Source organism: Anaerobacillus sp. 63XJN7_5_ISO-PGPR-S23-430 (genome assembly GCF_056173695.1).
Window position 1 is genome coordinate 3,590,654 of record NZ_CM149686.1, and the last position, 26,007, is coordinate 3,616,660.

The following is a 26,007-nucleotide window of genomic DNA, read 5'->3' on the forward strand; positions in this document are numbered from 1 at the left end:
TTTATAAATGTAATAAATTCGTGTTGATTTGGGATTCCCCTACTTTTTCATAACGGAAGCCAGCACTCTCTGCCTGCTCCTTATTTATTAAATTCTTCGTATCATAAAGCAACGTATGACGCATCAAAGGAGCTAGAGATTTAAGGTCTAACGCCTTATATTCATTATGATCTGTTAAAATAATGAGACAATCTGAATGGCGTACAGTTTCTTCTACTGTATCAAATTGGTTTTTAATCCGCTTATCGACTACGTATGGATCATGAACTGCACACTCAATTTCCATATCTTCGAGTTCCTGCAATATAGTCAGTGATGGACTTTCACGCGCATCACCAATATTTCCTTTATAAGCAAGTCCAAGTAAAGATACTTTTGGGTTCGCAACTCCTTCAGTTCGCTCCTTAATTTGGTTGGCGATCCTTTTCGGGACATCATCATTGATTGCTCGCGCTGTTTGAATCAACTTAGCATCTCCTGGGCTTGCTTCAACTAGAAACCAGGGGTCAACTGCGATGCAGTGCCCTCCAACACCTGGGCCAGGTGAGTGTACGTTAACCCTTGGATGGCAGTTAGCCAACTCGACAGCTTTCCAAATATCGCATCCCACCTGTTCTGCAATACGCGCCAATTCGTTAGCTAACGCAATATTCACATCCCGATACGTATTCTCCATTAATTTTACCATTTCTGCAGTAGTTGCATCAGTCTGGTGAATCATTCCTTTTACAAAGATTTTGTAAATTCTCTCTGTCATTATACTCGAGTCAGCATTCACGCCGCCTACTATTCGATTATTATGAACAAGTTCATCCAGTAATTTACCCGGCAATACCCGCTCTGGAGAATAAGCAACATACAAATCTTTTCCGACTTTTAAGCCCGATGACTCTAGAATAGGTGACAGCACCTTCAGCGTCGTGCCAGGAGGGCTTGTTGATTCAAGAATGACCAGGTTCCCTTCCTTTAGTAAAGGCTGAATCATTTTAGCCGCCGATCGCACATAATTTAAGTTCGCCGTTTTATCAGGATTAACTGGCGTTGGTACAGCAATAATAAAACCATCTGCTGACACCGGTTCTGTTCCAAAAGTTAAATGACCTGAATCAATTGCTTCAACCAGCATCTCACCTAGACCAGGCTCTTCAATGTGAAGCGTCTTATTTTTTAACGTTTCGATCACGTGCTCATTAATATCCACGCCATGCACTTGAACGCCGTGCCTTGCAAACATGACAGCAGTCGGTAACCCGATGTATCCAAGGCCCATTACGACAAGTTTCATAATTACAACTCCTCACTCACAGTAACTTCAGAAATTAAGATCTACGAATTCTCCTTACTTACTTGGAAAATAATTCACCATACATTTGAATTAACTTTCGGGATTCATTCGGCCAATTCAATACTTTACTCGCTTCATTACATTTTTGTACGTAATAATCGCTTCTTTGCTGAATAGCTTCAATACCTTTTACAATGGCTAGTTCATCTTCTGCAACAGGTAAACCAAAGTCATATTCTTCTAATAAATAGGCTTTCCCTGGATGGTTAGAAGATACTACTGGAAGCCCCATTAACATATATTCGAATATTTTATTCGGTGTAGAATAATAGTTATTTTCGCTTACATTTTCGTACATCACGAGTCCAATGTCTGCTTCCTTTGTTAGTGAAAGTATTTCTGAAGGCGGTACTTTAGGATGAAAATGCACTCTTGAGGTGAGCTTCTGTTCGTCCACTAAACGCTCAAGTGCTCCCTTTATATCGCCATCGCCAAGCAAAACAAGGTGATACGGATCAGGCAAATGATTCATGGCTCTGACACAAAGCTCAATTCCGCGATTTTTCGAGAACCCTCCTTGATATAGAAGAATGATCTTATCAGTAGGTATCCCAAAAAGATGATGAAAATAATGATCATTTTTACGCTCTTGTTCCAAACGAAGGAGCGGTATATTCTGCAAATAAATTGAGGGTGGTAGTTCTCCATAGCGTTTATTGAATTTATCGATCAAAAACGGATTTACGGTAATAAAACGATCAACATGTTTCATTAACTTGCCTTCCAAATAATAACCAAAACGTCGATCAAGCGGATTGCGACCGGTCATTTCATTAAAAAGTTCATGGGAGTCGTAAATCAACTTGCTATGAAAATGTTCTGCTAAACGCTTACCGGTATCGAGCGTATTTAAATCGTGACAGTGAATCGCATGAATGGTTTCAGAAGCCATCGTTCCCTTTACTTTTTTGTAAAACTCGTAGCTGGCATATTGATCCTTCGCCAGCTTCACGGCTGGATTTCTAACCATTTTCGCTACAACAGATGGTTTTCGCGACGGTCCAGTAGCCATTCCCTTCTTTGCCTGTTTTGTTGAAATGGCTAGCTTATTAATCTTGATCAATTCATGCAAAAAAGGCGGATCAGTATCAAATTCATTTAAACAGCAAATGGTTACCTGATAGCCACTTTCGGCAAGCGCAATGGCTTCACGTTGAACCCGTGCATCGTAATCAATGTCTTTAAAAAGAACCATTAAGATGTGCTTCATTTTTTCTTAGCCTTCATAAATTCATCATACTGCTCGACAATTTCTTTCGTATCTCCAACCGCTTTTTGCTCACCGCGGTGAATCCAGACAACCCGATCACAGATCTGCTTCACAAGACCTGATGAATGCGTAACGAGAATAACGGTCCGATCCTGTTGGATTTTCTCTAATATGGCATCTTTACATTTTTTCTGGAACGCAGAGTCCCCTACCCCGAGAACTTCATCAATCAATAGAATTTCTGGGTCAAGCATAATAGCAGTAGAGAACGCAAGTCTTGCTCTCATACCGGATGAATACGTTCTTACCGGTTTATAAATAAAGTCGTCTAGCTCGGAAAATTCAATAATCGCTTCAAGGTTATCATCGATTTTCTTTTTGCGATTTCCTAACAGAAGGGCATTTAGGTAAATATTCTCGATTCCAGATAACTCAGGTTGAAACCCTGCACCAAGAGAGAGTAGCATCGGCCGCTTCCCTTCAACATGATAAGCTCCCTGATCTGGTTCAATTAAGCCACTCATGAGCTTTAAAAGGGTACTCTTTCCTGAGCCATTTCGACCGATAATACCAAGAACCTCACCTTTCTTTACAGTGAAATCTAGACCCTTTAATGCCCAAAACTGCTTTTTTTCTTTGCTAAGCAATTGTTTCAATGGATTATCTGAATGCTCAGGATAAGAAACCCAAATATCTTTAAGTTCAATAATGTCCTTTTTCAATTAAATCACCTTGGCATATTGTTTGTCGTATTTGTTCAAAATGCGTAGTCCAATAAACAATAGGACTAGTGAAATCGCTAATATGATGAAGAGATTATCCCACAGTGGCTGGCCTTTATAAAGTAAGATATTTCTATAGGAAACTAGAAAATCTGTAAAAGGATTTAAGTAAAGAAGACCTCTTATATTTTCAGGCACCGATTCCATTCGAAAGAGTACTGGAGATAGATAAAGCAATGTGCGCGAAATGTATTGCATCATGTTCTTAATATCCTTTAAGTACACGCCAATATGAGCCATAATAATCATGATTGGTAGCAATAAAAGAAGGTTCAATACGATTAATATAAAGAAATTCAATGCGTTAACTGTCAACTCCACTCCACTAAAGTAGAGGAACAAAACCATAATGACAGAGCTCACAAGAAACTTAAATGTGTTAACACCAAGTCTCACTAGAATAAAGGTTAGCTTCGGCACATAGACCTGCTGCAAAATTCTCGCTTTTGAAGAAATCGCTGTAGTCGCATCTACCATACAAGCGGTTGCCCATTTAAGCGGGATTAAACCTGTAAAAAGATAAACAGCGTAATCGTCTCCACCTCGATCTAACACAATCCCTACGAGAAAATAATAAATCGCCATATACAGAATCGGATCGACAATCCACCATAATGTTCCAAGATATGTTCTAGCTGTATTCGATTTCAGCTCGGATACGGTTAGGTGATAAAGCAAATCTTTGTTGTTTCGCCAATCATTAAGTAATTTTTTAATCATTCGCTTGTTAACTCCTAATCTAACTGCATTTATATTTCCAAACGTCATATTATATTTTATATAATTCCGCTCCTGTCGTCTACCAATATCAGAAGCGTGGCATCCTAGGTAATAACCCTTGCTATATCGACTTTTCTCTACACTTTTTCGCTCATCTCCCCCTTTATTCAACCGTAATTTACAAAATCTTAACGTTTCTCAAAAAGTAGAAACGATTAACTTATTCTTTCATAATTCAACCTGAATTGCCATCTTTTGTCGAATAACTTTTGGAGTTCTCCCACAATAAAAAAGCAGCCCAGTCGGCTGCTTTTTATTGTCTTATTCGATTTTGGTTAATTCCGCTATTTCTCTTTCAGCGTTTTCTTCTGTTGTTTCATATACTTGCTTAATCATTCCCACACTTTTTGCATAGAAAATCGTCATGATCATTTGATCTTGCCTTTTAGTAACTTGAATTACGTCATGAAAGCTGCCATAAGGAACTTCAACTTTATCCACCGTTGTTATTTCTATTCCATCTTGTTTTTCGGAACGATCGAACAGCGTCTCTACTTCCTCTAATGACTCGTATCCATTTAGTACACTTTCCTTACTACTTGATTGACTTTCTTCTACGATGGAAGCTCGATCTTTCGTCCATTGAACTACCTGAGTCGTTTCCATGTCACCAAGGGTAATAACTCTTTGAATATATTCTTCATTTTGATCAACAATGTATTCTGTAAAGAGCTGTTTCCCTTGTGACTTGAACGTTTTTGTTACACCTGTTTCAGGTCGATACATCATAAAATTCATTTCGCTACTTTCGCTCGTTTCTCCGCTGACCTTACTCGTTTCACTTGAGCCATTTTTCAATGACGCTGTCCCACACCCAGTCGTAAGAAGTATCACTAGAAGTAAACTTATTCCTATTTTTTTCATATCGGCCTCCATACTTAAAATAACTATAAAAGTCCTTAATTAGTACAATCGATTAGCCACCTGGTTTTTAGGCTTATCCTGAACTTTTCCACCTACAGTGAACAGTGATGTTACCCGATTCTTCATTCCAAATTCAAATAGAGCATCTTGAACAGATGAATTCAATTCATCGTGTACAAGTATTAGCGGCGAACCTTTTTGTGAAGCAATCGCGGAAGAAACCAGGGCATCCGGGAAGTCCTGACCTATTGAAAGGAGCACGGTGTCTGATGCCATTTCATCACTGAATTCATTTAAAATAGCAGAAAGCGTTTCATATCTTGTTTCGCCAGCCAAACGCTTCACAGTACTGCCATTCAAGTTTCTCAACTGTTCTTCTAGATTTGAAGAAATTGCAGCTTCGCCACCAAGGATAGCTGTTCTCTTTCCTTTTACATACGAGAGAGCTTCCGCTGTTATTTTTTTCTTATCAGTTAGAATAATCGCCCAATCGGTTGATGAAGCGATTGGTGCGCTTGCCAGCGCATCTGCATAGCTCAAGCCATTCGCTACAAACACACCCTCAACATGATCAAGTTTCTCATTAATCATAGAGTTTGTTTCATACCGATCGATTCCACCAATTCGTTCTACTGATACCCCTAATTGTTTCACTTGCGTTTCAACCTTATCTGAAATCGCATTTTCTCCACCAACCAAAAGGGCTTTATTAGCACCCAATCGATTGATTTCTTTTTCGGAAAAGGGGTCAAGTGAAGAGCCTCTAGTTAACAGGATAGGCGCGTTTCCTAGTTGGGCAGCAAGAGGGCCAACAGAAAGGGCATCTGCATAACCTAATCCATTCGTAAGGACAACTGTCTTTTCTTCTTTACTACTTTTAAATCCATTAGGATAAATTTCTTTTGATATTTTTACAGCTGTTTCAAATCGGTCGCTTCCAAAGAGGGCTTTACTATTAAGAGTCTTTGTAACATTTTCTCCGGAAATGTTCGTCCAAAGAATATCAGAAGACGATCGATTGATCACTTTTACATTTTTCATTACTTTAGCCGCTGCAATGGCCTGACCCTTTTCATAATAATTACCGTGACTTGAGCCATCGTTGCTCTGGATTTGATAAGGGCGCGTTAAATAATTCGACCACTCGACCGTGCCTTGCTTCTTATCAATCACTTTCGTATTTTTTCGCTCTTTTGCATAAATAATGGCATCCGAAAGCTCAGTAAAAGACTCAGCTTCGGCTTTTCCTTTACTAAACACCTCATAGTTTACTTTAGTAGAATCATAGATCGTTTCCTGCTTATCTTTATCAAATACCGTGACATTCTTAAGCGTCTTAGCGAAGGTTATCGCATCATCTCGTGAAGTGAATTGCTTAATTTCATTTCCGCTACTGTCTTTCACTTCAAACACTTTAAAGAATTTAATTGCAGCCTGAGCAAGCGCATCAGCTGCATCATTTTGGAAACGGGTTGTTTTGATCAGATTTTCTTCTGAAGGATTCGACATATAGCCAAGTTCTACGAGCACAGACGGCATCTGTGCATTCCGAATAACAAAGAAAGCCTGATCATTTTGGATACCCTTATCGAGCAACCCGGTTTTACTCAGCACTTGCGGGTGAACGATACTCGCTAACCTGCGACTTTCGGATTCAAAGTTAACTTGAATGGGATCTGGTGGGTATTCCTCATCCCATGCTGCCGCTTTACTATAATAGTAGGTTTCATATCCTTTTACGAGCGTGCTAAAAGGGTAGGCATTGTGATGAATGGAGATAAAAAGTGAATTGTCATTATTCCCCTTTACGTAATTGTTTGCGATTTTCGTTCTTTCAATCAAATCTTCCTTTGAATCTTGCGCAAAATCTCGATCCGTTTGTCTTGTCATAAATACCTTGATATCGGTTCCTTGCAATTTTTCTTTTAGTTTTAAACCGATTTCAAGTGTCCCAACTTTTTCATAAAAGCCTGTTTGGTCCCCAGAATAACCAGACGTACCTGTAAAACGTCCCCCATGTCCAGGATCAATAACTATGTATTTTTCTGCTGCAGCAAATGACGGACTGAACAAAAACACGATCAACAAAAGAAAAAAATGAACAATTAACCTTTTCTTCATATCCCACTCTCCTATCATGGTAATCTATTACATTTTATTATAGTATGACTGGAACTTCTATGCTCCTTGACAAATTATTCTAAAATGTGTGATTTGGACGATATAACATTAGCATCAAAAAAGCCTTTCTGCACTCTAAGCAGAAAGGCTTTTCATCATTTATTCAACAAATGGGGCGGGCTTCGTTTCAGATACTCCATAATAATATAAAATCGCTTCAACGATTCGCTTAGATGCTTCACCGTCTCCATAAGGATTAGATGCTTGAGACATTTTGTAATACTCTTCCTTACTTGTGAGAAGAGTTGATGCCGTGGAATAGATCGTCTCTTCATCCGTTCCAACAAGTTTTAGTGTACCCGCTGATACGCCTTCAGGTCTTTCCGTATTTTCTCTTAATACAAGAACAGGTGAACCAAGAGATGGAGCTTCTTCTTGCACACCACCCGAATCCGTTAAGATCAACGTAGCTCTTGATGCAAAATTATGAAAATCAATCACATCAAGAGGTTCAGTTAAATGAACACGTGACTGTCCACCTAGCACTTCATCCGCTAACTGTCTAATAGCTGGATTTAAATGAACAGGGAATACCACATGCACATCATCATATTCATTTATAATGCGGCGAACTGCTTGAAAAATATTCCTCATTGGTTCTCCATGATTTTCACGTCGGTGTGAAGTAAGCAGGATCATTCTCTTGCCATCAATTTGTTCTAAAAGTGGATGAGAATAATCCTCTTTCACAGTATGCTTCAAAGCGTCAATTGCTGTATTTCCAGTAATATAAATACGTTCTGTTACTTTTCCTTCATTATATAAATTATCAAATGCTCGCATCGTCGGTGCAAAATGCAAGTCAGCAAGTACACCGGTCATCATACGATTCATTTCTTCTGGATATGGCGACATCTTATTAAAAGACCTTAGACCAGCTTCCACGTGACCGACAGCTACTTGATTGTAAAAAGCAGCTAGGCTTGCAGCAAACGTCGTCGTGGTATCACCATGAACAAGTACGAGATCGGGCTTTTCTTCCTTCATGATTGAATCTAGACCATTTAAGGCTCTCGTTGTAATATCAGCAAGCGTCTGTTTGCTTTTCATGATATTGAGATCATAATCTGGCTCTATCTCAAAGATAGATAAAACTTGATCAAGCATTTCTCGATGTTGCGCTGTTACAGCAACAAGTGGCGTAATAAATTGTGGATGCTTTTTTAATTCGTTCACTAGCGGCGCCATTTTTATCGCTTCAGGTCTTGTCCCAAATACACTCATTACTTTAACAGGTGCCATGTTGACTCTCCTTTTGGTCGAATGATGGTGCATGTTCAGTACCATCTTATTAAAACACACATAAAAAAGCAAAAGCCTTCCTATTCATAAGGAAGGCTACCTATTTAGTGACCACTGAAATAATCCACGATAAATTCTCCCCAAACTTCAAAGCCTTTATCATTTGGCCTTGAGTCTACTAAATAGTCTTCTATTTCTGTACTATCAACAGCTGGCCAGACTGACCAGTGATCTAAATAAATGAGGTCATTCGCTTCAGAATAATTTCCTAACGCATTGATTTGAATATTATAATAGCCGGGGTCCGCAATTGGGTTAGAGGGCATTAGCATAATGCTCACACCAGGTAACGACTCGTTTAACTCTGACATAACAGTCGAAAGATTCTGGTGCCCTTCATCAATAATAACCTTCCCATTGTCATTTAACGTAAAGGCTTCTAATACAACAATATCTGGATTTTCGTCGATAACATCATCATATAACTCATCCTGAACAATCGTCTTTGTTGTGGCTTCTTCAAAGGTGAACGCCTTCACAGTAAAAGCCCCTTTCCAAAACGACTCTTCCAAACCTTTTTCAACGCTTTGCTTGAGTCCATTTTTCTTTGTTCCAATCGATTCAGACCCAACAATAGCGACTGAAATCGGATCAATAGAAGACATTATTTTTTCCTGTACCTGCTCTGGAAAATTGGAAACAAGTTTTTCTAAATCCTTATCACTTACCGGCTTTTCATTAAGTTCACTATTTCGAGTATCTACATTCGAGTTTGAATCGACTTCTGCACTAACACTCTCACCTGTTTGAGCAATCTTATCGTCCCAATGAAATTTTCCAGATATCACAAGTGCTAGACACCCAATGATCGCAATCAATAATACTACATTCTTCATACATTCCCCCCTGAAATCTGTCGAATAATGGTATATATTAATATTATTGTAATAAAGGGAAAATGATTGCAAGTATAAATTAAAAAAGCCGCTCTTTTTTAGGAGAGCGGCTTTTTGGGATAATTACTTATTTAACCATTTGTTTAGTTGATTCTTCACATCTTTGTTCACGGCATTTTCTCCACCAAGAACTTTAGCTCCAGATACATCCGTTGTTGTAAAGTACTTAACAAGATAAGATTCAATCTCTTTCGGGATTTCATCACTCTTCACAAGGAACATACTACCTTGATCTTTCACAACAAGTGGTGCAGCTGCAAGTGCATCCGGGAAGTTCATTCCATTAGCAACAAACAGTTGATCTGTATTTGTACCTAGTTCTTTATGAATTTCAACAAGCGTACCAAAACGGTTTGCTCCGGCAAGGCGTTTTGTCGTAAGCGATAGTTCATCAGTCATATCAACTACCTCATCTGAGATTACCGCGTCTCCACCAAGAACATATACTTGCTTACCTTTCATTAGCTTTTTCGCATCTTCAGTAAGCGTTTTTCCATCAGTCAGTACAATTGGCATATCGTTAGCACCAGCAATGGAAGCTGCACTTAGGGCGTCTGCGAAGTTTTTACCAGTAGCAAGGAAGACCGCTTTACTAGTTGAACCTTTTTCAGCAAGCTTATTAATAATTTGAACGTTCGTATCATAACGAGTGTCTCCGCTAAGGCGCTCGATATCAGCTGTACTTACGCCTATGTTTGCAAGCTGCGTGTTTACTTTCTTCGAGATTGCATTTTCGCCACCAAGAATCATCACATTCTTAGCTTTTAGGCGAGAAATTTCGTTTAGAACTTCATCTGAAAGCATACCATCTTTATTAGCAAGTAAAATTGGTGCATCGTAAGCACTTGCTAATGGTCCAGCAGATAGTGCATCCGGGAAATTAAATCCAGTTGCGATGAATACTGTATCAGCAGTAGTTCCTTCTGGGTACATTTGCTTTGATACTTCAATAGCCGTTTCAAAGCGATTGTCCCCTGCTACCACTTCTACCATATCGCCATCTGTTTCAACAGGCACGATTGAAAGAACTTCACCAGTCGCTTTATCTTTCAAGAATACTCCAGCTGTATATTTACCACTATTTTCTGGTGTCGTAATTTTCACATCCGTCGTTGCTTTCTTACCTACCCCTAAATCAAAGCTAGACTTACCAGTAACTTCAATCTTACCGGCACCTTTTTCACCAGCTTCAAGCACCTTCGCTTCTGTAACAGAGAGGTCGAAATCTGTAGTATCTCCAACCGTTGAATAACCTTCTACACGGATTGTATATTCACCATCTGGAAGATTTTTAACAGAGAACGATTCTTCAGAATCTCCGTCTGCATCAATTGCAATATAATCCCCAATCGTTTTACCATCTTTTGAACGATAAAGGTAAAGATCAAGATCATCGCCCGCATCACTCGTATTGCCGATTGCTACATCGAGAGAAATATTATTCTTCAAGGTCATTGTCTTATCATAGACGCCGCCCTCACCTTTGACTGTTTCACGGCTTTTCATTGTTTCAGGCTTACTAAATGCGCCGCCTACTACTTCTACTGAGCGTTTCGTAGATAAGTAGTTTTCAAATGTGACAGATTTAGATACTTCACTTCCCGGCATAGCGCTACCAAGCGCAATTCTTCCTGGGCTAGATACAATATCCTGAACGAATGCTTCTAGTTTAAATTTGTTCATATCAAGGTCGTCTTGTGGAGCTGCAGTACCATAGACCGCTACTTCCCAAACACCAGACTTAGGACTTTTCGCAACATAGTCTTCTACGCCAATACCATCATAACCAGCATACCCCTGGAATGCGTTAACCTGATCGCCATCAGGATTCATAACAAGCATGCGAACACGTCCCTGGAATTCATCGTTTTCTTTAAGAGCTTCCAAGGCAAATCGCACTTCTTGTGCGCCTTCTTCAACGTTAAAGAAATAACTCTTCGTCTTCGAAGACTGCACTTCATCTTCATGTGTTAAACGGAAACGATCTTCAGAAGTAAAGTCTTCTCCAAGTATGATGGTTTGGAAAGAACGTGCTTCTGCATAAGCGGTATCTGGATCATCGATCAAAAGTGTGCCTGCATTAACACCAATATTCATCTTGCTCTTATCATACTTCACAGTCATTTCCTTAAATTCACCTGGTGCAAGTTTGATGCTTTTCACAGAAGGAGTAAACCAATCAGAGTTTGATGAAATATTAAGGTTTTTCGTCTCATCTGTTGGGTTTTCTACCGTTACTTTAACTTCTTCAGGTACTTCTTTGTTTCGAACATAAAGTCCTGGTCCACCAGAAACTTTCTCACCGTGGTAAACCGTTACATTGACTTCTTTTACTTCATTAATAAAATGCTTGCGAATGTATTCATAGGCTGCGGGTACATCAATTAGACCAGCACCTTCTTGAACACGCGTGTAGCCGTCCACATGAACAGCTGTTTGAATAAGTGCTTCACGAGCAAGCTCGTAATCGAACGGAATGCGATCTTTAAGGGCAGCTTGCTTTAGTGTTGCTACCGCTCCAGCTACATATGGAGAAGACATACTTGTTCCTTGAAGAACTTCGTAATTACCTAAATGCTCCGGGAAAGACGCATAAGCAGATCCCGGTGCTACGAAGTCTGGTTTTTGTTGACCATCTTCCGTCGGTCCGTTTGCAGAGAAGTACCATAAACCTTCACCTTGAACTGGAGATCCATCTGCATTTTTCCCATAGGGGTAGTATCCATATTCAGTTGCCCACATCTTACTGTTAATGTATGCTCCAATCGAAAGAGCTTTCACTCCATCACCAGGAGCACCTACAGAGTCCACACCGGGTCCATCATTGCCAGCAGAAGTGACATAAATCGTATCGAATAGCTCGCCCATATCTTCAATGATTTTCGCATAAGCACCGGATCCATCATTAAGGTCTGGTGAGGAGCCAAGACTCATGTTTACGACATCTGTTCCAAATCCACCTAACTCTTCAGGTACAGCAGCAAGATACATTGCATTCGCAATACTCCAACCAAATGTTTTACCACCAGAGTCAAATACTTTTAGACCATATAGATCTGCACCAGGCGCTACACCTTCAGCAGCTACAGCCCCAGTTTCATTTTCTCGGTCTGGCCCATTTGCAGCTGTAATACCGGATACGTGTGTACCATGACCGTCACCATCAAAGAAAACTGTCGCAACTGGGAATGGATACAATGTTGAATTCGGGAATTGATGACCTTGATAAGTAGGACTAGGACTTGCAATTCTAAAGTTAGCACCTGCTACTTCGTCTTCGGGGTTAAGGTCCATGTTATCAACATCGCCCTCGCCATATGCTTTTTCGTCAGTGAAATCTTTGTCCTGATCGATATCGATATAGACTTTGTCATCTACGAGAAGAACATCGAAATTAGCATCTCCTGTTCCATCTCCATTTAAGTCTCTATACAACGGCTTGCCTTTTCCATCTACATCATAAGATGCTGGATTCAACGTACCGAAATAATATGTATCGTCTTCCGCATCAATGCCTTCTGTTTTATATGTGTCTTCTTCTACAGTAATAGAGTCGCCTTCAGCTGCTTCCTGCTGAAACCACACGTCTCCTTCTCCTACTGTATCTACGACGCCTTTAATTTTAGAAGAAATAATTTCGCCTTTTTCATTATATTGAGTAAAGGCTTCGTGGCCTGGATCGACACCAGTGTCAATAATCCCTACTTTCACTCCTGATCCATCGTACTTGTCGTGGAATTCATCAACACCGGTTGCTGAGTGAGTTTCTTCGGTTGCAGGTTTAACAACATCTTCAGGGTTTTTCACTTTCGGTTTAAGATCAGTATCTTCTTTCGGACCTTCATCCAGCACGATTTCATTGTTCGCCCCGAGCATACCAACAGAGTCTAAACGATATACCTGTAGAACTTTATTTGTTGGAACTTCAGCAAGATACAAATAGTTGTTTGTATTCTTCTTTACTTTCACTCCAAGTTTTTCAAGCTCTTTTGTAAGATCAGCCCCACCGTGTTCGTTTGCAACAATAATTAATTCCTGTTTTGATTGTTCACTTGCAGCAAGTGAGGCAATCTCCTGTGTGACAGGAAGCTTAAATTTCTTCGTTTCTGTTAAAGCAGCCTCAGCTTTTTCTGGATTATACGTCATTCCCGCGAATGAAGAAGCAACAAGAGAAGCGCCCGCAACAATAGTCAGGACTTTTTTCTTAAACGTCATTTAATTAAATCCCCCTTAGTAATTTGTGAAGTTCCTGCAATCGACCCTCCTTATGAGTGGAATTATTATAATAATTCACTATTTTCAGTTTAATTATAAAGAGATTAAGAGTCAATCTTTAACTGTTAAAATTGTGAAATTTTTTGATAATTTGTAGATATTTTAGGACTTTTGTCCATAAAAGCTTAATAATGACGTAGTGAATAAATCCTCTCAAACGCTCAGTTAACTAGATAACATAAAAAGAAGCGTCAGTATTTTCACTGACGCTTCTTTTTTATTGAACAAGCATTTGATCAATATCCCAAGCTTTTGTTTGATTTATGGCTGCTGGACCACCTAGAATCCGATATTGATTTATTCCTTGATTATTCAAATAGAGAATGGACTTCTCTAAAGCATTATTCTCTCTAGTAGGGTGAACCAAAATAATAGAATGACCTGATAACGATGCAGCCGCCCCACCAGTTAAAGCATCTGGAAACTTAAGACCAGTAGCAAAGTAGACTCCCTCACTATTTTCTGCTACTCCAAACCTTAGCAATACTTTGAAGTTTGTATCAAAGCGGTCTTCTCCCCCAATTCTCTCCGTATTGGAAGATGGGATTTGAGAGTAGACTCTCTTACCGATGATCGATTCTCCACCAATAACATAAGCTTTGTCTGGATCAAAATCGTTCAAAAAACCCTTCGTTTCAGCTGGTAAAAAATCACTTTTCGTAAAAAGAACAGGGGCTCCGAACCTTGATGCAAAAGATGAAATAGACAAAGCATCTGGGAACTTTTCACCAGAAACGATGAATGCTTCTTTTGTCTTTTCACTACCGACGATATTCGCAATTTTAGTCGCTGTTTCATAGCGGTTATCTCCTGCAATGCGTGTACTCGATATCCCTTCCGCTTTAAGCTGTTCTGTAATTGCTTCAGGAATTGCATTATTCCCACCTATAACTAAAACATGATTAGCAGATAACCTACTAAGTTCCCTCATTACATTGATAGATAGACTATTTTTTTTCGTGAGTAGAATCGGACTACCAAGCATAGAAGCAAGCGGAGAAGCGGCTAAGCTATCAGGAAATTCATCTGAGCGAGCAAGTACTACGAAGCGACCTTTCTTGTTATCGCCTCCAATGGATAGCGTTTGTTCCTCCAACGTAGTCCAATTATTTTTGGAAATTTCGATTGCTGTATCAATTGCAGTGTCACCATAGATACGGTTAAACTCTGTTACTCCGTTAATAGCTCCTTCCATATTTAACACGCCACTTCCAAGGTCGTATGAACTAGTCAGAGCACTAGCCGTTTGCTTTAATAATTTAAACGTTTGCTTATTCGTTAAATATGGAGCATATTCCTTTAGTAAAACACCTGATGAAGCGACAATTGGCGCAGACATACTTGTACCTTTGTCAAAAGCATATTCTCCATTCAATGAAGTACTATAAATGTCCGTGCCAGGAGCAGCAATATCAACTAATGATCCATAATTTGAAAAGGAAGCTTTTTCTTCAGTTCCTGTTTTAACAGAGGCTACGGCTAAAACGTCAGGATAAGCCGCTGGAAAAACCACTCCTGAATCATTATCATTACCGGCTGCACCTACGATAAGAATATTTTTTGAAATCGCTTCTTCAATTACAGTTCTTAGAGCAAACGAGTTATTATAGTTTCCTAAACTTAAATTAATTACATCTGCATCGTGATCAATTGCATAACGAATACCTTGAACAACGGTTGATAAATTGCCAGTACCATTTTCTGTAACTTTAATTGGCATAATCGAAGTTCCACGCGAAGGAGAAACTACCCCTAGTTGATTGTTCGTTACAGCTCCAATAAGTCCAGAAACTTTTGTACCATGACCATCAATATCCTGAACCGATTTAGACGGTTCCACTAGGTTAATCCCATCTACAAGATTTGGTTTTAAATCTGGATGAGTCAGATCAACTCCTGAATCAATTACCGCAACCTTTAATGAACTTGATTCAACATTAGCAAGCTCCCACCCTTTTATGAGATGAATCTGGTCGATCCATGGCTTTTGATATGATAAAAAAGTGTCATTGGGTTGTACTGAATCCATTAAATAAACTGGTTGGTCCATTTCGACATGCTGAACATCTTTATTTGCTTCAAACTGTTCAATCATTTTATCTACTTCATTGACAGGTACATTAATGACTTCTACTTTGGTAGAAAGTTTCGAATCTCTTGATGGACTTTTAGTCTGTTCATATGTAACAAGAATACGCTCTGTCTCATTATCAGATTCCGCTTCTGATAATTCAGGATTTACTGAAAAGAAGAAACTGCATAATAACAATAGAAAAATAGTTTTTGACTTCAGTTGTGACACCTCTCCCATGATTGAATAACTTCATTTCTGCTATCTCTAGTCTATAACGAATTTTTCGACAAATCACTAGAATAGTATCACAATAAGAGTTAGAAAAAAATGGTTTAGGGGGAGTAAAGTCGCATATATTTGGGAGTTTTATCGCTGAAAAAGGGGTTAAACACGTTCATGTAGAAGGTTTTGGTGTTGTTGCTGGATTGCCTGGAGTTTTTCTTCGAGGTTATGTTGTTCTTTCCGCATACTTCCAATAATTTGAATCAAACTCGTGATCATTGTTTCTACGCGTTCTAACCGATCTTCTTGCATTTTCGACACCTCCTTTTCATTTTCATCATTTTACCATATAATGGTCAGTATCGTTCGAAAATTCTTTCGACAAACTCATGTTGGGAAAACTACGTCGAAAATAGGCATTTAAACCCTATAAATTCGTTTATATTTCCCAACCTCAAAACTATTCTCTTTTCTGAGAATTTTTAGTAAACTGTAATCAAATAGTTCTAGGAGAAAGGGAGCAAAGAATGATTGGAGCAAAAATCCGATACTTCAGACAAATGAAAGGCATCACTCAAGAACAACTTGCTTCCGGTATCTGTTCTATTCCTTATCTAAGTAAAATTGAACACGGACTTGCCCAGCCAAGTGAAGAACTTGTCGAACATCTATGTAATGAGCTAGGTGTCTCTTTAGAACAGGTTGATGATGAAGATAAAATGAAAAAACTTCATCTTGATCTTGATGCCTGGTACAAAGAAATGCGTCTTCGTAATTTTGAAGAAGTGATAAATTTTAAAAACCGTATTGATGAAGAGATTGATGGTGTAGAAGATCCAGATATGCTCACAAAATATCTTCTTCTAACATTTAGATATTATATATTGTTCAGAGAAACTGAAAAAGCAAATGATATATTAGAGAAACTCTATCATGTTCAAGAAAGATTATCAGAAAATCTAGAGTACTTTTACTTCTATTTTCTCGGACTCTACTATTATCAAAACCGAAAGTTTAAAGAAGCTTATGAACAATATTCCAAAGCACATAAATTACTTTTATCTATGAAAACAAACAATGCAGAATTAGCTGAGTTTTATTATCAGCAAGCGCTTGTTCACAATTGCCTTAGTCAAATAACTTTATCCAATAATTTAGCGATTAAGTGCTTAGATCTCTTTAATAAAGAATATAATTTCAAAAGAACAGCAGACACTGAAATTTTACTAGGTGTAAATAATAGAGTTATTCTCAATTATGGAGAAGCAGAACACCATTTTCAGAATGCTTTAAAGTACGCTGAGTCGTTTAATGACAAGAGATTAAAAAGCATTATATATCATGATTTAGGATATGTATATTCATTTCAAAACGATACCGAAAAAGCATTAAGATATTATCAATCTGGACTTCAAAATAACGAAGAGCACGAAATCGAAGACCGTGCTAAAACTATTTTTTTAATTGCTTCAGAATATTTGAAAATTGATAATATTAATCTCACTTTATCTTGGATTGAAAAAGGAATGAGATTAGTAACAAAAACAGGATTTCTAGAGTATATTTATCACTTTAAGATATTAAATTCTAAATTAAAAAACTCTGTTAGTGATGAGATGGGAACTGAAGAGCTTTTGAAGGATGCAGTCGGCTATTTTAAAGAAAAAAATTATTGGAACTATGTTTCAGAGTATGGTGAGTTGTTAGCAGACTACTACTTTACTAGTGGACAATATAAAAATTCCAGCTTTTACTTTAAACTAGCTAATGATAGTAGGAAAAAAATTATGAATTAGAAAGGAAGAAGAATGATGAAGAAATTTTTAGTAAACATGTTGCTAATTACAGGTGTCATTGGGATCGTTACATTTGCTAACCACGATAAATTACCTGATTCTCATGATAAATTACCTGACTCAAGCCCAGCAAAAACTGAAGTACACATCTAATAACCAAAACCCGTCTCAGATTGAGTCGGGTTTTTATTTGCCCTTCCATCCTCCACAACGCTATACTAGTCATAATTTAATTCGAATAGGAGAGTGCTAATATGGCTTTTTATATGTTTGATGTTGATGGCGTTCTAACAGATGAGAATGCTAGACCAGATAAAGAAGTTGTTAAGATGATTGAAAAGCTAGCTACAGAGGGACATATTCTTTCTTTCGTCACAGGGCGTTCTAGAGGCTGGCTTTCCGATCACCTCTTCCCTCTATTTGATGATGAAATTGATTGGTCTTCCCTATATTGTGTTTCTGAGCACGGGGCGATAAAAGGGCGCGGAACCGATATTTCTTCCTGGGAGCTAGATGAGGAATATGTGATCGCGGATGAGGTAAAAGATAAACTATATAAAGTTAGTCAAAAAGAACAATATGATGGTCTTATTCAATGGGATCAGACGAAAGAATCGATGGGTACGGTTGAAGCTGTTCATGGTGATTCTGGTAATAAAGAGCACTTAAAGAAAACACGAGAAGCTCTACAGGAATACGCAGATGATGTAGATTCGATTTCTTCTAAATCTGGTAATAAAACAGTCGTTTCCACTTATGGGGTCGATGTGATTCATCCAGATTTGTCTAAAAAAATTGGAGCGACGTGGATTATTGATGAAATCCAATCTGCCGATAAAGTGTTTGTTTTTGGAGATAGCGGCGGCGATATGGTTATGGCTGTAACTGCTAGAGAGCATGAATTAGATAACATTACGTTTCATTGGGTTGGAGAAGGTGAAACACCAGAAGAAAAGAATATCACTTCTATTTCAAGCAAGAAGTCCTATTCAGAAGGAACGAAGGAACTTCTAGAAAAGCACATTGGCTAATCCAATGTGCTTTTTTTATTATACTAGCTCAACTGGTTGATTTTTATCAATAGATTCATAGCAAGCTTCTATCGTTTTCAAATTATTTACTGTCGCTTCGCCGGAATATGATGGTGTATGCTGGTTTTCAACACAACGCGTGAAATGTTCAACCATAAGTGTATACTGCTCACCTTCAGCCATTTCTTCTCTCACGTTGCCTTCGCTATTTTTAATTCGAATTAAACCACCAGCTCCAGGCGCGTCTGGACGGTATGCAAATGGAACATGAATACTTCCTTTTGTACCAAGAATTTCATAGGAATTGCTCATTTGTCGTTCAAAGCTACAATCAAATGAAGCTGTTACTCCATTTGCAAACGTAAAGATTCCTGCAGCCGAAAGATCTACGCCAACTTCCTTAGGAATGGAAGCCTGAGCGTAAACTTTTAATGGCTCGCTTCCAATAATGAACCTAGAGGAGTGAATACAGTAACATCCCACATCCCAGATGCTGCCACCACCTAGTTCACTGTTGAGACGGATGTTATTTGGTTTGTCACCGATATAAAATGAAAAATTAGTACGCATATGCTTGACGTCACCAATTTCACCTGAAGCAATCACTTCTCTTACAATTTCATGTTGGGGATGGAATTGATACATAAATGCTTCCATAAAAATAACACCGTTGTCTTCACAGGCTTGCACCATTTGCATGGCATCACGGGCTTTAATGGCAGCAGGCTTTTCGCATAGTACGTGCTTTCCTTTTTGAGCCGCTGCAATTGTCCATTTTTTGTGTAATGTATTGGGAAGTGGAATGTAAACCGCATCGATTGATTGATCATCTAGCATCGCTTCATAACTGTCATGATAATGCTCAATACCCATTTCTGCTGCAAATTCTCTTGCTCGACCACTACCGCTAGCAACACTTACCACTTCAGCACCTTGAGCATTTTGAATAGCTGGAATAACAGCTTTTCTAGCAATATTGGCTGTTCCCATAATACCAAATCTAATTCCCATATTTAGCACTCCCTTTCTAAGTATACTCGTATAATTTTACCATATTATCCCACGAAGAGAACTGTATCAAATTCTTTCATTCTTCCTACCATTCTACCCCCAGCGTAATAGCGTATAAACCGAAACATTAAGTAATCCCTTTAATCCCCCCTTTTGATTATAAGGAAAACAAGAGCCGTACTCGTTATGACGAGTACGGCTCTTTTAATTAGTGATTCTTACATAGTAAGTTTTCATTTATATTAGCAACTAATCTACGAGCTTCTCTAGCAGTAACAAAGCAATTGACTCAATCTACAAATCGCTTGATCACTTCCATAAGCTCAGGACGAATATGATGCTCTAAATCTTTAATTTGAGATTGGTTACGGTATTTTTTTTCAATAAGATCTCGCTGCTTACTATTTTCTAGCAACCAGTGCAACCAGTGCTTATCATCCGTTTCCGTAAACGCTTCTGTTTTTTCGTACTTGTTATGTAGATCTTTCAACAAATGACCGAGACTTTTCTCTGGATGTTCATTCCAATATGTTCGTAAAGCATCGCACAGTATTTCAATTTCTTTTTCCTGGTGCAAGACATCACATCCTTATCTGAGTTTATTTTGCTATATGTCTCTCGTTATGTCCACGTTCTTATAAAAATGAAATTACCCATTTTAATTATAATAACATAAAACACCTCTCTATTTTTAAGAGAGGTGTCCATAGTTAATTTGATAGTTTATCAACTGTTTCTTCAACAGGTTTACTAATAGCAGCTTCCCCGCCCAGGAAGTAGTATTCTCTACTCATTGATTTCTTAACGTACTGTTCAGCTTCATTCGATAGTTTATTTTGCTTCGTTAAAATGACTGGTGCGCTCATGGCAGCGGCAAAGGGCGATCCAGGAAGTGCATCAATAAATACATCTCCATTTGCAAAGAAAACACTCTTATTTTCAAAATCAAATGTTTCTGCAATCTTCACGCTTGTTTCGTAACGATTATCGCCAGCAACTCGTTTGACCGTTGAAGTTGTAGCAAGTTTGTCCTCAACAACACTTGAAACCGCATTTTGCCCACCGATAATCGTAGCCGCAACAGGTTTCGTTGTATTCATATACGAACCAGTAGCTTCACTTAACTTTTCACTATTAGTCAATAAGATTGGAATTTGCTTTGAAGCTGCATAAGGAGCGATTGATAGAGCATCAGGGGAAGTGTCATCTCCTGTTGTCACGATCACTTGATTACTATTCCCTACTTCATTAGCAACTGCGATTGACGTTTCATATCGATTTTGACCGCTTATTCTTTCTACATCAGAAATATATCCTTTAGTAGAAAGTTGATCAATTACCTTCTCTGAAATGGCTGCTGGTCCACCTAGAATATAAATCTTTTCAGGTTGTAAACGATCTAATTCTTCCTCAACGACAGAAGGCAGTCCCTCACTTTTTGTTAAAAGTAATGGAGCATTGTACTTTTTAGCAAGAACGCTTCCCGTAAGAGCATCTACTGAAAGATCTCCTCTTCCAAGTACAACAACATCGGATGATTGCTTCCACCCATCTTTTGATATAGCTACGCTAGTTTCATATCGATTATTTCCCGCAAGACGTGTAATCAAGTTTGTTTCAAATGATTCTTTGACTAATTCTGTCCCAGGATAATAGAATGATAGAATTTGTTCGTAATTACGTCCATCTTTGGACTGTTGATAAGCTCCGTATTGGCTCATTCCAATACCATGCCCAAACCCACTACCTGAGACGACAAATGAATTACTCGTTTGTTTAATTTCTTTTACATAAGGACTTTTCATAATCGTTGTACCAATCATAAATCGGATATTATAAGAAGTATCCTCGATTTTCATCGTATGCTTTTTCAATTCCCCATTTGTATCCATAACAAATCCATCTTTGTTTTTTAAGAAATACTGAATCTCGACACTACCTCTTAATACTTCATCAGATTTAAATGGTGGAACTGTGAAATTAATATTCGAAATATCGGTGATTTTTATTTCATCTGCAGATTTGATTTTCCCTTTAGATAATAGCCATGACTTCATATTCTTTATTTCTGTTACGTTTGAACTTAGCTCAGTCACGTTAGACCACCAGGACTCAGGCTTTTTCAAATCTAGTTTTTTAGTGTCAATTTGTTGCTTTCCTAATGTATAGTCCCAATAATCAAAGCTTGTTATCATCTTCTCATCATATGGATCTACTTTCGTCTGCAAATATGGAATCCAACTACTTCCCCACGAGTTCGTATTGGACATAACCATTCCACCATTTGTGGAAGAATAAAAGGCACCTATGTACTTCCCGTTATACTTTAGTGCTTTTCCAGCAGTTGCATCTACCGCTTCGTTTGTCGTTTGATACCAGTCATAACCTTTATAAACTTGACTGGATTGACTATCCATTAGAGAATCTTTCTGTGGTAAAGCGAAAGTCCTAGCAGCGATTGCCTGGGCTTTTAATGCTTCCATTCCACCATTATTTCCCCAGTAGGCCGGCATTTCGCTTGGCACTACCCCTTTTAAATATTCCTCAATAGAGAGCGTATTTATCGGACGGATGTACTTTCCATCAATTGCAAATTTCATTTCTCCGAGATATTTTTTGTCACCTATTCCCACATAGCTGTCCATCGCTTTGGATATTGTTGGAACAATCGTCATAGAGTCCCCGAAATCTTCAAGCTTGGTATTGCCTCGATAAAGGACCACTTTACCCGCTTCAGCTTTTACACTGTATTCATCAGCCTGGGAACTGTCTATTTTAATGCTACTATTTTCAATCTGATAACTGCCTGTCACATTAAATTTGATTACGGTCGTATCCTTAATATAGTTTACTAGTTTAACCGTAACTGACTCTCCTGCAGCCTGAACACCATTCATGGATAAAGAAAATGCTAAAATGCCAATCAAAAGTGACGTAAAAAGTTTCAAATCTTTTCCCCCTAAGATTTTTTAAGAAAATATTAGTTCTATTCTCCCTTTTTAACACTTTAGCATAAATTTTACATTAAAATATCATCCAAATGACTAATATTACAAAAATAACATAGAATACCCAGGTACATTGTCGAAACTATAGGTTATTTTTACTATAAAAATAATAGTAGTGATTTTTGAAAGGGTATATGTTAATGAGAAATGTTGCATTTTGCTTCTACGCTCTGTTCCAAAACTCAACAGTATAAGCTGAGCTTTCACATTAAAAAAGCTCCCGCTATGCGAGAGCTTTTAAGATGGAGTAATGCCATATTTTATAAAGGATAACGCTATGTAGGCATCCTGCAAGATCCACAATCACATCAGTGATTAACGCTGTCCTTTCTGGTAAAAAGGCTTGAATAAATTCATCCGTTACAGCAAAAATAGCTACAATTATTATGACAATTAATGTACGAAAAACTGATGGGTCTCCTTTAAATAGCTGTAGTAATACTAATGCTATGAAACTGTAAACAAAGAAGTGACCTAGCTTACGAACGACAAAATATGCCAATCCTAGTTCTCCGTTTTTTTCTAAACTTAACGTCAAAGGTCCGTATTGGAACTCTCTTGACTGGATGATGGAGGATACACCATCCACAATGAAAGGAGCTGGTTCATGCCCTATTAGTGTAAGTACTGCCATACATGAAATTAAAAAACCGATTCCTAACCAGCACTGGATACAAACCGAAACGATAGTCCAGGACACCGACATGATTGTCTCCTCCCTACATAAGCTCTCTTAAGTATCGCCTAATCGGGAAAAGACTATTCCGTTCGTTCAGCCATTTTCTTTAATTCAATGGCTCTTTTTTCTAACAGATTTTTCATATACTTTTTTAAAAACAAAAGGTTTGCGATGCCACCAATTAAACCGAATGGAGCTTCATAACTAAATACATCGATCATTAACGTTACATCATCGATTTCCTCAAAACGATGAGTATGAACAAACGATTTAAATGCTCCCTTTGTCATTTCATCAATAAACCAATCTGGTTCCTGCATCCCAGTGATTTTGGCAGTTAATTTTTGCTTAATGCCAAAGTGAGTCGCTTCCCATGTAACGGCATCACCATTGCCTAGCAATCCTTCCGTAACCCCGCTTACTGCTTTCTCATTTGTTTGCTCTGTGCTTTTCATATGTGCTTCAACACTTCTTGCGTAATTGAAGCAGATTTCAATAGGAGCTTCAATCAATGTTTCCAGGTAAATAACAGGCATCTATCAACACCTCCATAATTCCTTAGACCTTATTATCTTCCATTATATTGAATAAAAACGGGCCATAAAGATTATTTCTTAAAATTCGACATTTAAGGCTAAATTATTTAAACAAATGAACCGATAATAAAAATAAAAGACACATCACTTTCACGCGCATTATACATGAAAGTGACGTTACTGGGCGGATTCATATGAGACGAAACTGGAAAACTCCTGAAGAAATTCAATTTCAAAAAAAACGCAGGGAAAAGATCCTTTTCCTTGCCATACCTATCCTATCCATCCTGTTAGGTGTTGTTATTGCGATAGCCGCTAATAGCGGATTTTAAGTGTTTTTTACTGTTTTCTTTTTTCTGCTTCGTTTTCTCTTTTCAAAGGGTGGAAGGCTCTCTATAGGAGTTCGATTATTTGTTATTTTAGCGTTTGCTTTACGCTTTCTCAATAAAACCTGGCTTTACGAAATCTTCGAAAGAAAGCATTCACGCTTTAAATATGACATTGGGAAACCTGCTCTACAAAATCTTTATTTGATAAAACAAATTAAATGCACTTTCCCAATATACATCGTTTCCAGAATACGCTATACTTGAAACTGTAGTCATTTTTCGACAATTTTTAATTTTTTATGACTTCGTTTTCTTATTTTTATATGCTACTAATCGTACGAGAATGGCAAAATCATTGAAAAATGATGACGCAAAGCTATAGGGACTTCGCGGACTGATTTCCGACAGTCAGCCAGCTGCCGAATACGGCCTCCACTGCGATTGTTGCAAGAATCAAGGGGGATATGAATGATGAGAGAATCATGGCTAACGCCAGAGGAAATCCAGTACAGACGACAACGTAAAGAGAAGATGGTTTATCTTCTTCTACCCGTTTCAGCTATTGTGATTGGAGCAGCTATTGCTTTCCTTACACAAATGACATATTAAAACCGGGGAAGGGGAGCGAATCGTAGCTCTCCTATTTTATTGATCTTTTTTGAACAAAATAAAAAAGACAACCCTCACTTCAGGTCATCTACTTCGCATCGCTCTTATTTGTTACTGATTTACGTAGCTTTTTTATTCCAATTAAAATAAGGCGTATGGCCACATATAGTATAAATAACACAATAAAGCCCTGCAGTCCAACAACAGCGTCTGCAAACTCCATATTTCCTCTTCCGGTGATTTTCTGTTGAATTTCAATGGCAAAAACGACTACAAGCAATACAGTTACCGTATAAATAAACGAAATCGCTGTGATACTCCAATTTGCAAGTATACGGAACAAGAATTGCACAACAATAAATCCTCCCATCCCTAGTAAGCCAATCACCCAGAAGTGTAGTTGTTTATCTGTGACGGAAAAGCCTAGGCTATACATTAACATAATGACAATATCATGAAGCTCATTAACAATGGCAACGATTAACTTGATAAACTCTCCCATATCACACTATCCTTTTAAGTCGAATATTCATTATTCTAGGCGTCTTTCATTCAGGTGACAAGTACCACTAACCATCACCCAGAGCTTTTCACGCAAAGCTCGTCCTAAAGAAAATAAGTAGGTCCATTATAGGTTATTTCTTCTCTACTACTGCCTTATAAAGGTAGTCCTCATTGTTCACTTGAATTTCCGTTAAATCTTTTCCACAATATGGACAAATCCATTCTCCTTGATAATTACTGCTATAAGAAGGTTTTTGACATTTATCACACGTTTTCTCTACCATTTCACCACTCCATTCAATCTTTTTTATTTCATTCAGAAATCCTAGTTGTCTCCATAAAGTGTACTGACAAACATATTTTACCAAAGTGGATGGTTTTTTCAAGTACAAATATTCTGAACTCGAGATATTTTTGATCTGTTATTAAAATTTCAAGCTATGTTATCTTACAAATTTAGATCTCGATTTTTGCTCATTTAAGTAAAATTTTTGTATAAAGAAGCTTCCTGGAGCGAGCCCCCCTCCCCTCAGTAACAATGTTTACGTAAATAGCTCAATATAAAAAGTTCAA

General features: G+C 38.1%; 23 protein-coding genes and 1 riboswitch. Of the genes, 5 read left to right on the top strand and 18 right to left on the bottom strand.

Annotated elements, in window-relative coordinates:
- Position 1: 1 nt before the first annotated feature.
- The 11 genes from AC0VYJ_RS18765 to AC0VYJ_RS18815 all read right to left on the bottom strand — a co-directional run bounded on the left by AC0VYJ_RS18765 (position 2) and on the right by AC0VYJ_RS18815 (position 16,243).
- A complete protein-coding gene (locus AC0VYJ_RS18765; RefSeq protein WP_430245836.1) occupies positions 2–1,285 on the bottom strand; it encodes a nucleotide sugar dehydrogenase in 1,284 nt (427 codons plus the stop codon).
- A 58-nt stretch (positions 1,286–1,343) separates the two neighbouring features.
- Entirely contained in the window at positions 1,344–2,555 is a 1,212-nt protein-coding gene (locus tag AC0VYJ_RS18770; RefSeq protein ID WP_475365865.1) for a glycosyltransferase, read from the bottom strand.
- Complete coding sequence (locus tag AC0VYJ_RS18775; protein WP_194218730.1) at positions 2,552–3,277, bottom strand: ABC transporter ATP-binding protein; 726 nt, start codon at positions 3,275–3,277, stop codon at positions 2,552–2,554. Before AC0VYJ_RS18775 ends, AC0VYJ_RS18770 begins: the two co-directional genes overlap by 4 nt.
- Positions 3,278–4,057, bottom strand: coding sequence for an ABC transporter permease (locus AC0VYJ_RS18780; RefSeq protein WP_475365866.1), 780 nt, complete (start codon positions 4,055–4,057; stop codon positions 3,278–3,280).
- Between the two features lie 321 nt (positions 4,058–4,378).
- The gene (locus tag AC0VYJ_RS18785; RefSeq protein ID WP_430245828.1) at positions 4,379–4,981 is read right to left on the bottom strand and encodes a hypothetical protein; all 603 of its coding nucleotides are present in this window, start codon (positions 4,979–4,981) and stop codon (positions 4,379–4,381) included.
- Positions 4,982–5,020: 39 nt separating this feature from the next.
- On the bottom strand, positions 5,021–7,102 hold the full coding sequence (locus AC0VYJ_RS18790) for a cell wall-binding repeat-containing protein (RefSeq protein WP_475365867.1): 2,082 nt from the start codon (positions 7,100–7,102) through the stop codon (positions 5,021–5,023).
- Between the two features lie 159 nt (positions 7,103–7,261).
- On the bottom strand, positions 7,262–8,404 hold the full coding sequence (gene wecB / locus AC0VYJ_RS18795) for a non-hydrolyzing UDP-N-acetylglucosamine 2-epimerase (RefSeq protein ID WP_475365868.1): 1,143 nt from the start codon (positions 8,402–8,404) through the stop codon (positions 7,262–7,264).
- 104 nt (positions 8,405–8,508) lie between these two features.
- A complete protein-coding gene (locus tag AC0VYJ_RS18800; protein ID WP_475365869.1) occupies positions 8,509–9,300 on the bottom strand; it encodes an SGNH/GDSL hydrolase family protein in 792 nt (263 codons plus the stop codon).
- A 123-nt stretch (positions 9,301–9,423) separates the two neighbouring features.
- Positions 9,424–13,575, bottom strand: coding sequence for a cell wall-binding repeat-containing protein (locus tag AC0VYJ_RS18805; RefSeq protein ID WP_475365870.1), 4,152 nt, complete (start codon positions 13,573–13,575; stop codon positions 9,424–9,426).
- Between the two features lie 277 nt (positions 13,576–13,852).
- Complete coding sequence (locus tag AC0VYJ_RS18810) at positions 13,853–15,937, bottom strand: cell wall-binding repeat-containing protein (RefSeq protein WP_475365871.1); 2,085 nt, start codon at positions 15,935–15,937, stop codon at positions 13,853–13,855.
- A 156-nt stretch (positions 15,938–16,093) separates the two neighbouring features.
- Entirely contained in the window at positions 16,094–16,243 is a 150-nt protein-coding gene (locus AC0VYJ_RS18815; RefSeq protein WP_226615326.1) for a hypothetical protein, read from the bottom strand.
- A 215-nt stretch (positions 16,244–16,458) separates the two neighbouring features.
- Between AC0VYJ_RS18815 and AC0VYJ_RS18820 the strand changes: the two genes are divergently transcribed.
- The 3 genes from AC0VYJ_RS18820 to AC0VYJ_RS18830 all read left to right on the top strand — a co-directional run bounded on the left by AC0VYJ_RS18820 (position 16,459) and on the right by AC0VYJ_RS18830 (position 18,758).
- Positions 16,459–17,727 (top strand): helix-turn-helix domain-containing protein, encoded by a 1,269-nt coding sequence (locus AC0VYJ_RS18820; RefSeq protein WP_475365872.1) that lies wholly within the window; start codon positions 16,459–16,461, stop codon positions 17,725–17,727.
- Between the two features lie 15 nt (positions 17,728–17,742).
- Positions 17,743–17,880, top strand: a complete 138-nt coding sequence (locus tag AC0VYJ_RS18825; protein WP_475365873.1) for a hypothetical protein — start codon at positions 17,743–17,745, stop codon at positions 17,878–17,880.
- 101 nt (positions 17,881–17,981) lie between these two features.
- Positions 17,982–18,758 (top strand): HAD-IIB family hydrolase, encoded by a 777-nt coding sequence (locus AC0VYJ_RS18830; RefSeq protein ID WP_475365874.1) that lies wholly within the window; start codon positions 17,982–17,984, stop codon positions 18,756–18,758.
- Between the two features lie 18 nt (positions 18,759–18,776).
- Here the strand turns inward: AC0VYJ_RS18830 and AC0VYJ_RS18835 are convergent, their stop codons facing one another.
- The 5 genes from AC0VYJ_RS18835 to AC0VYJ_RS18855 form a co-directional block, all read right to left on the bottom strand.
- A complete protein-coding gene (locus AC0VYJ_RS18835; RefSeq protein WP_475365875.1) occupies positions 18,777–19,769 on the bottom strand; it encodes a Gfo/Idh/MocA family protein in 993 nt (330 codons plus the stop codon).
- A 289-nt stretch (positions 19,770–20,058) separates the two neighbouring features.
- Complete coding sequence (locus tag AC0VYJ_RS18840) at positions 20,059–20,346, bottom strand: hypothetical protein (protein ID WP_226615331.1); 288 nt, start codon at positions 20,344–20,346, stop codon at positions 20,059–20,061.
- A gap of 133 nt (positions 20,347–20,479) precedes the next feature.
- Positions 20,480–22,717 carry a SpoIID/LytB domain-containing protein gene (locus tag AC0VYJ_RS18845; protein ID WP_475365876.1) on the bottom strand — a complete coding sequence of 746 codons (2,238 nt, stop codon included), beginning with the start codon at positions 22,715–22,717 and terminating at the stop codon, positions 20,480–20,482.
- 283 nt (positions 22,718–23,000) lie between these two features.
- Positions 23,001–23,483, bottom strand: coding sequence for a VanZ family protein (locus AC0VYJ_RS18850; RefSeq protein ID WP_475365877.1), 483 nt, complete (start codon positions 23,481–23,483; stop codon positions 23,001–23,003).
- Positions 23,484–23,536: 53 nt separating this feature from the next.
- A complete protein-coding gene (locus AC0VYJ_RS18855) occupies positions 23,537–23,992 on the bottom strand; it encodes an SRPBCC family protein (protein ID WP_475365878.1) in 456 nt (151 codons plus the stop codon).
- Positions 23,993–24,186: 194 nt separating this feature from the next.
- On the opposite strand from AC0VYJ_RS18855, the gene AC0VYJ_RS18860 reads away from it, so the two are divergent.
- Both AC0VYJ_RS18860 and AC0VYJ_RS18865 read left to right on the top strand, forming a co-directional pair.
- Positions 24,187–24,324, top strand: a complete 138-nt coding sequence (locus tag AC0VYJ_RS18860; RefSeq protein ID WP_194218714.1) for a hypothetical protein — start codon at positions 24,187–24,189, stop codon at positions 24,322–24,324.
- Between the two features lie 332 nt (positions 24,325–24,656).
- Positions 24,657–24,745: riboswitch (cyclic di-GMP riboswitch) on the top strand.
- A 44-nt stretch (positions 24,746–24,789) separates the two neighbouring features.
- Positions 24,790–24,930, top strand: coding sequence for a hypothetical protein (locus tag AC0VYJ_RS18865; protein WP_404683357.1), 141 nt, complete (start codon positions 24,790–24,792; stop codon positions 24,928–24,930).
- 88 nt (positions 24,931–25,018) lie between these two features.
- Here the strand turns inward: AC0VYJ_RS18865 and AC0VYJ_RS18870 are convergent, their stop codons facing one another.
- Positions 25,019–25,432, bottom strand: a complete 414-nt coding sequence (locus AC0VYJ_RS18870; RefSeq protein WP_430245802.1) for a hypothetical protein — start codon at positions 25,430–25,432, stop codon at positions 25,019–25,021.
- Positions 25,433–25,565: 133 nt separating this feature from the next.
- The gene (locus AC0VYJ_RS18875) at positions 25,566–25,718 is read right to left on the bottom strand and encodes a hypothetical protein (protein WP_303534131.1); all 153 of its coding nucleotides are present in this window, start codon (positions 25,716–25,718) and stop codon (positions 25,566–25,568) included.
- Between the last annotated feature and the right edge of the window lie 289 nt (positions 25,719–26,007).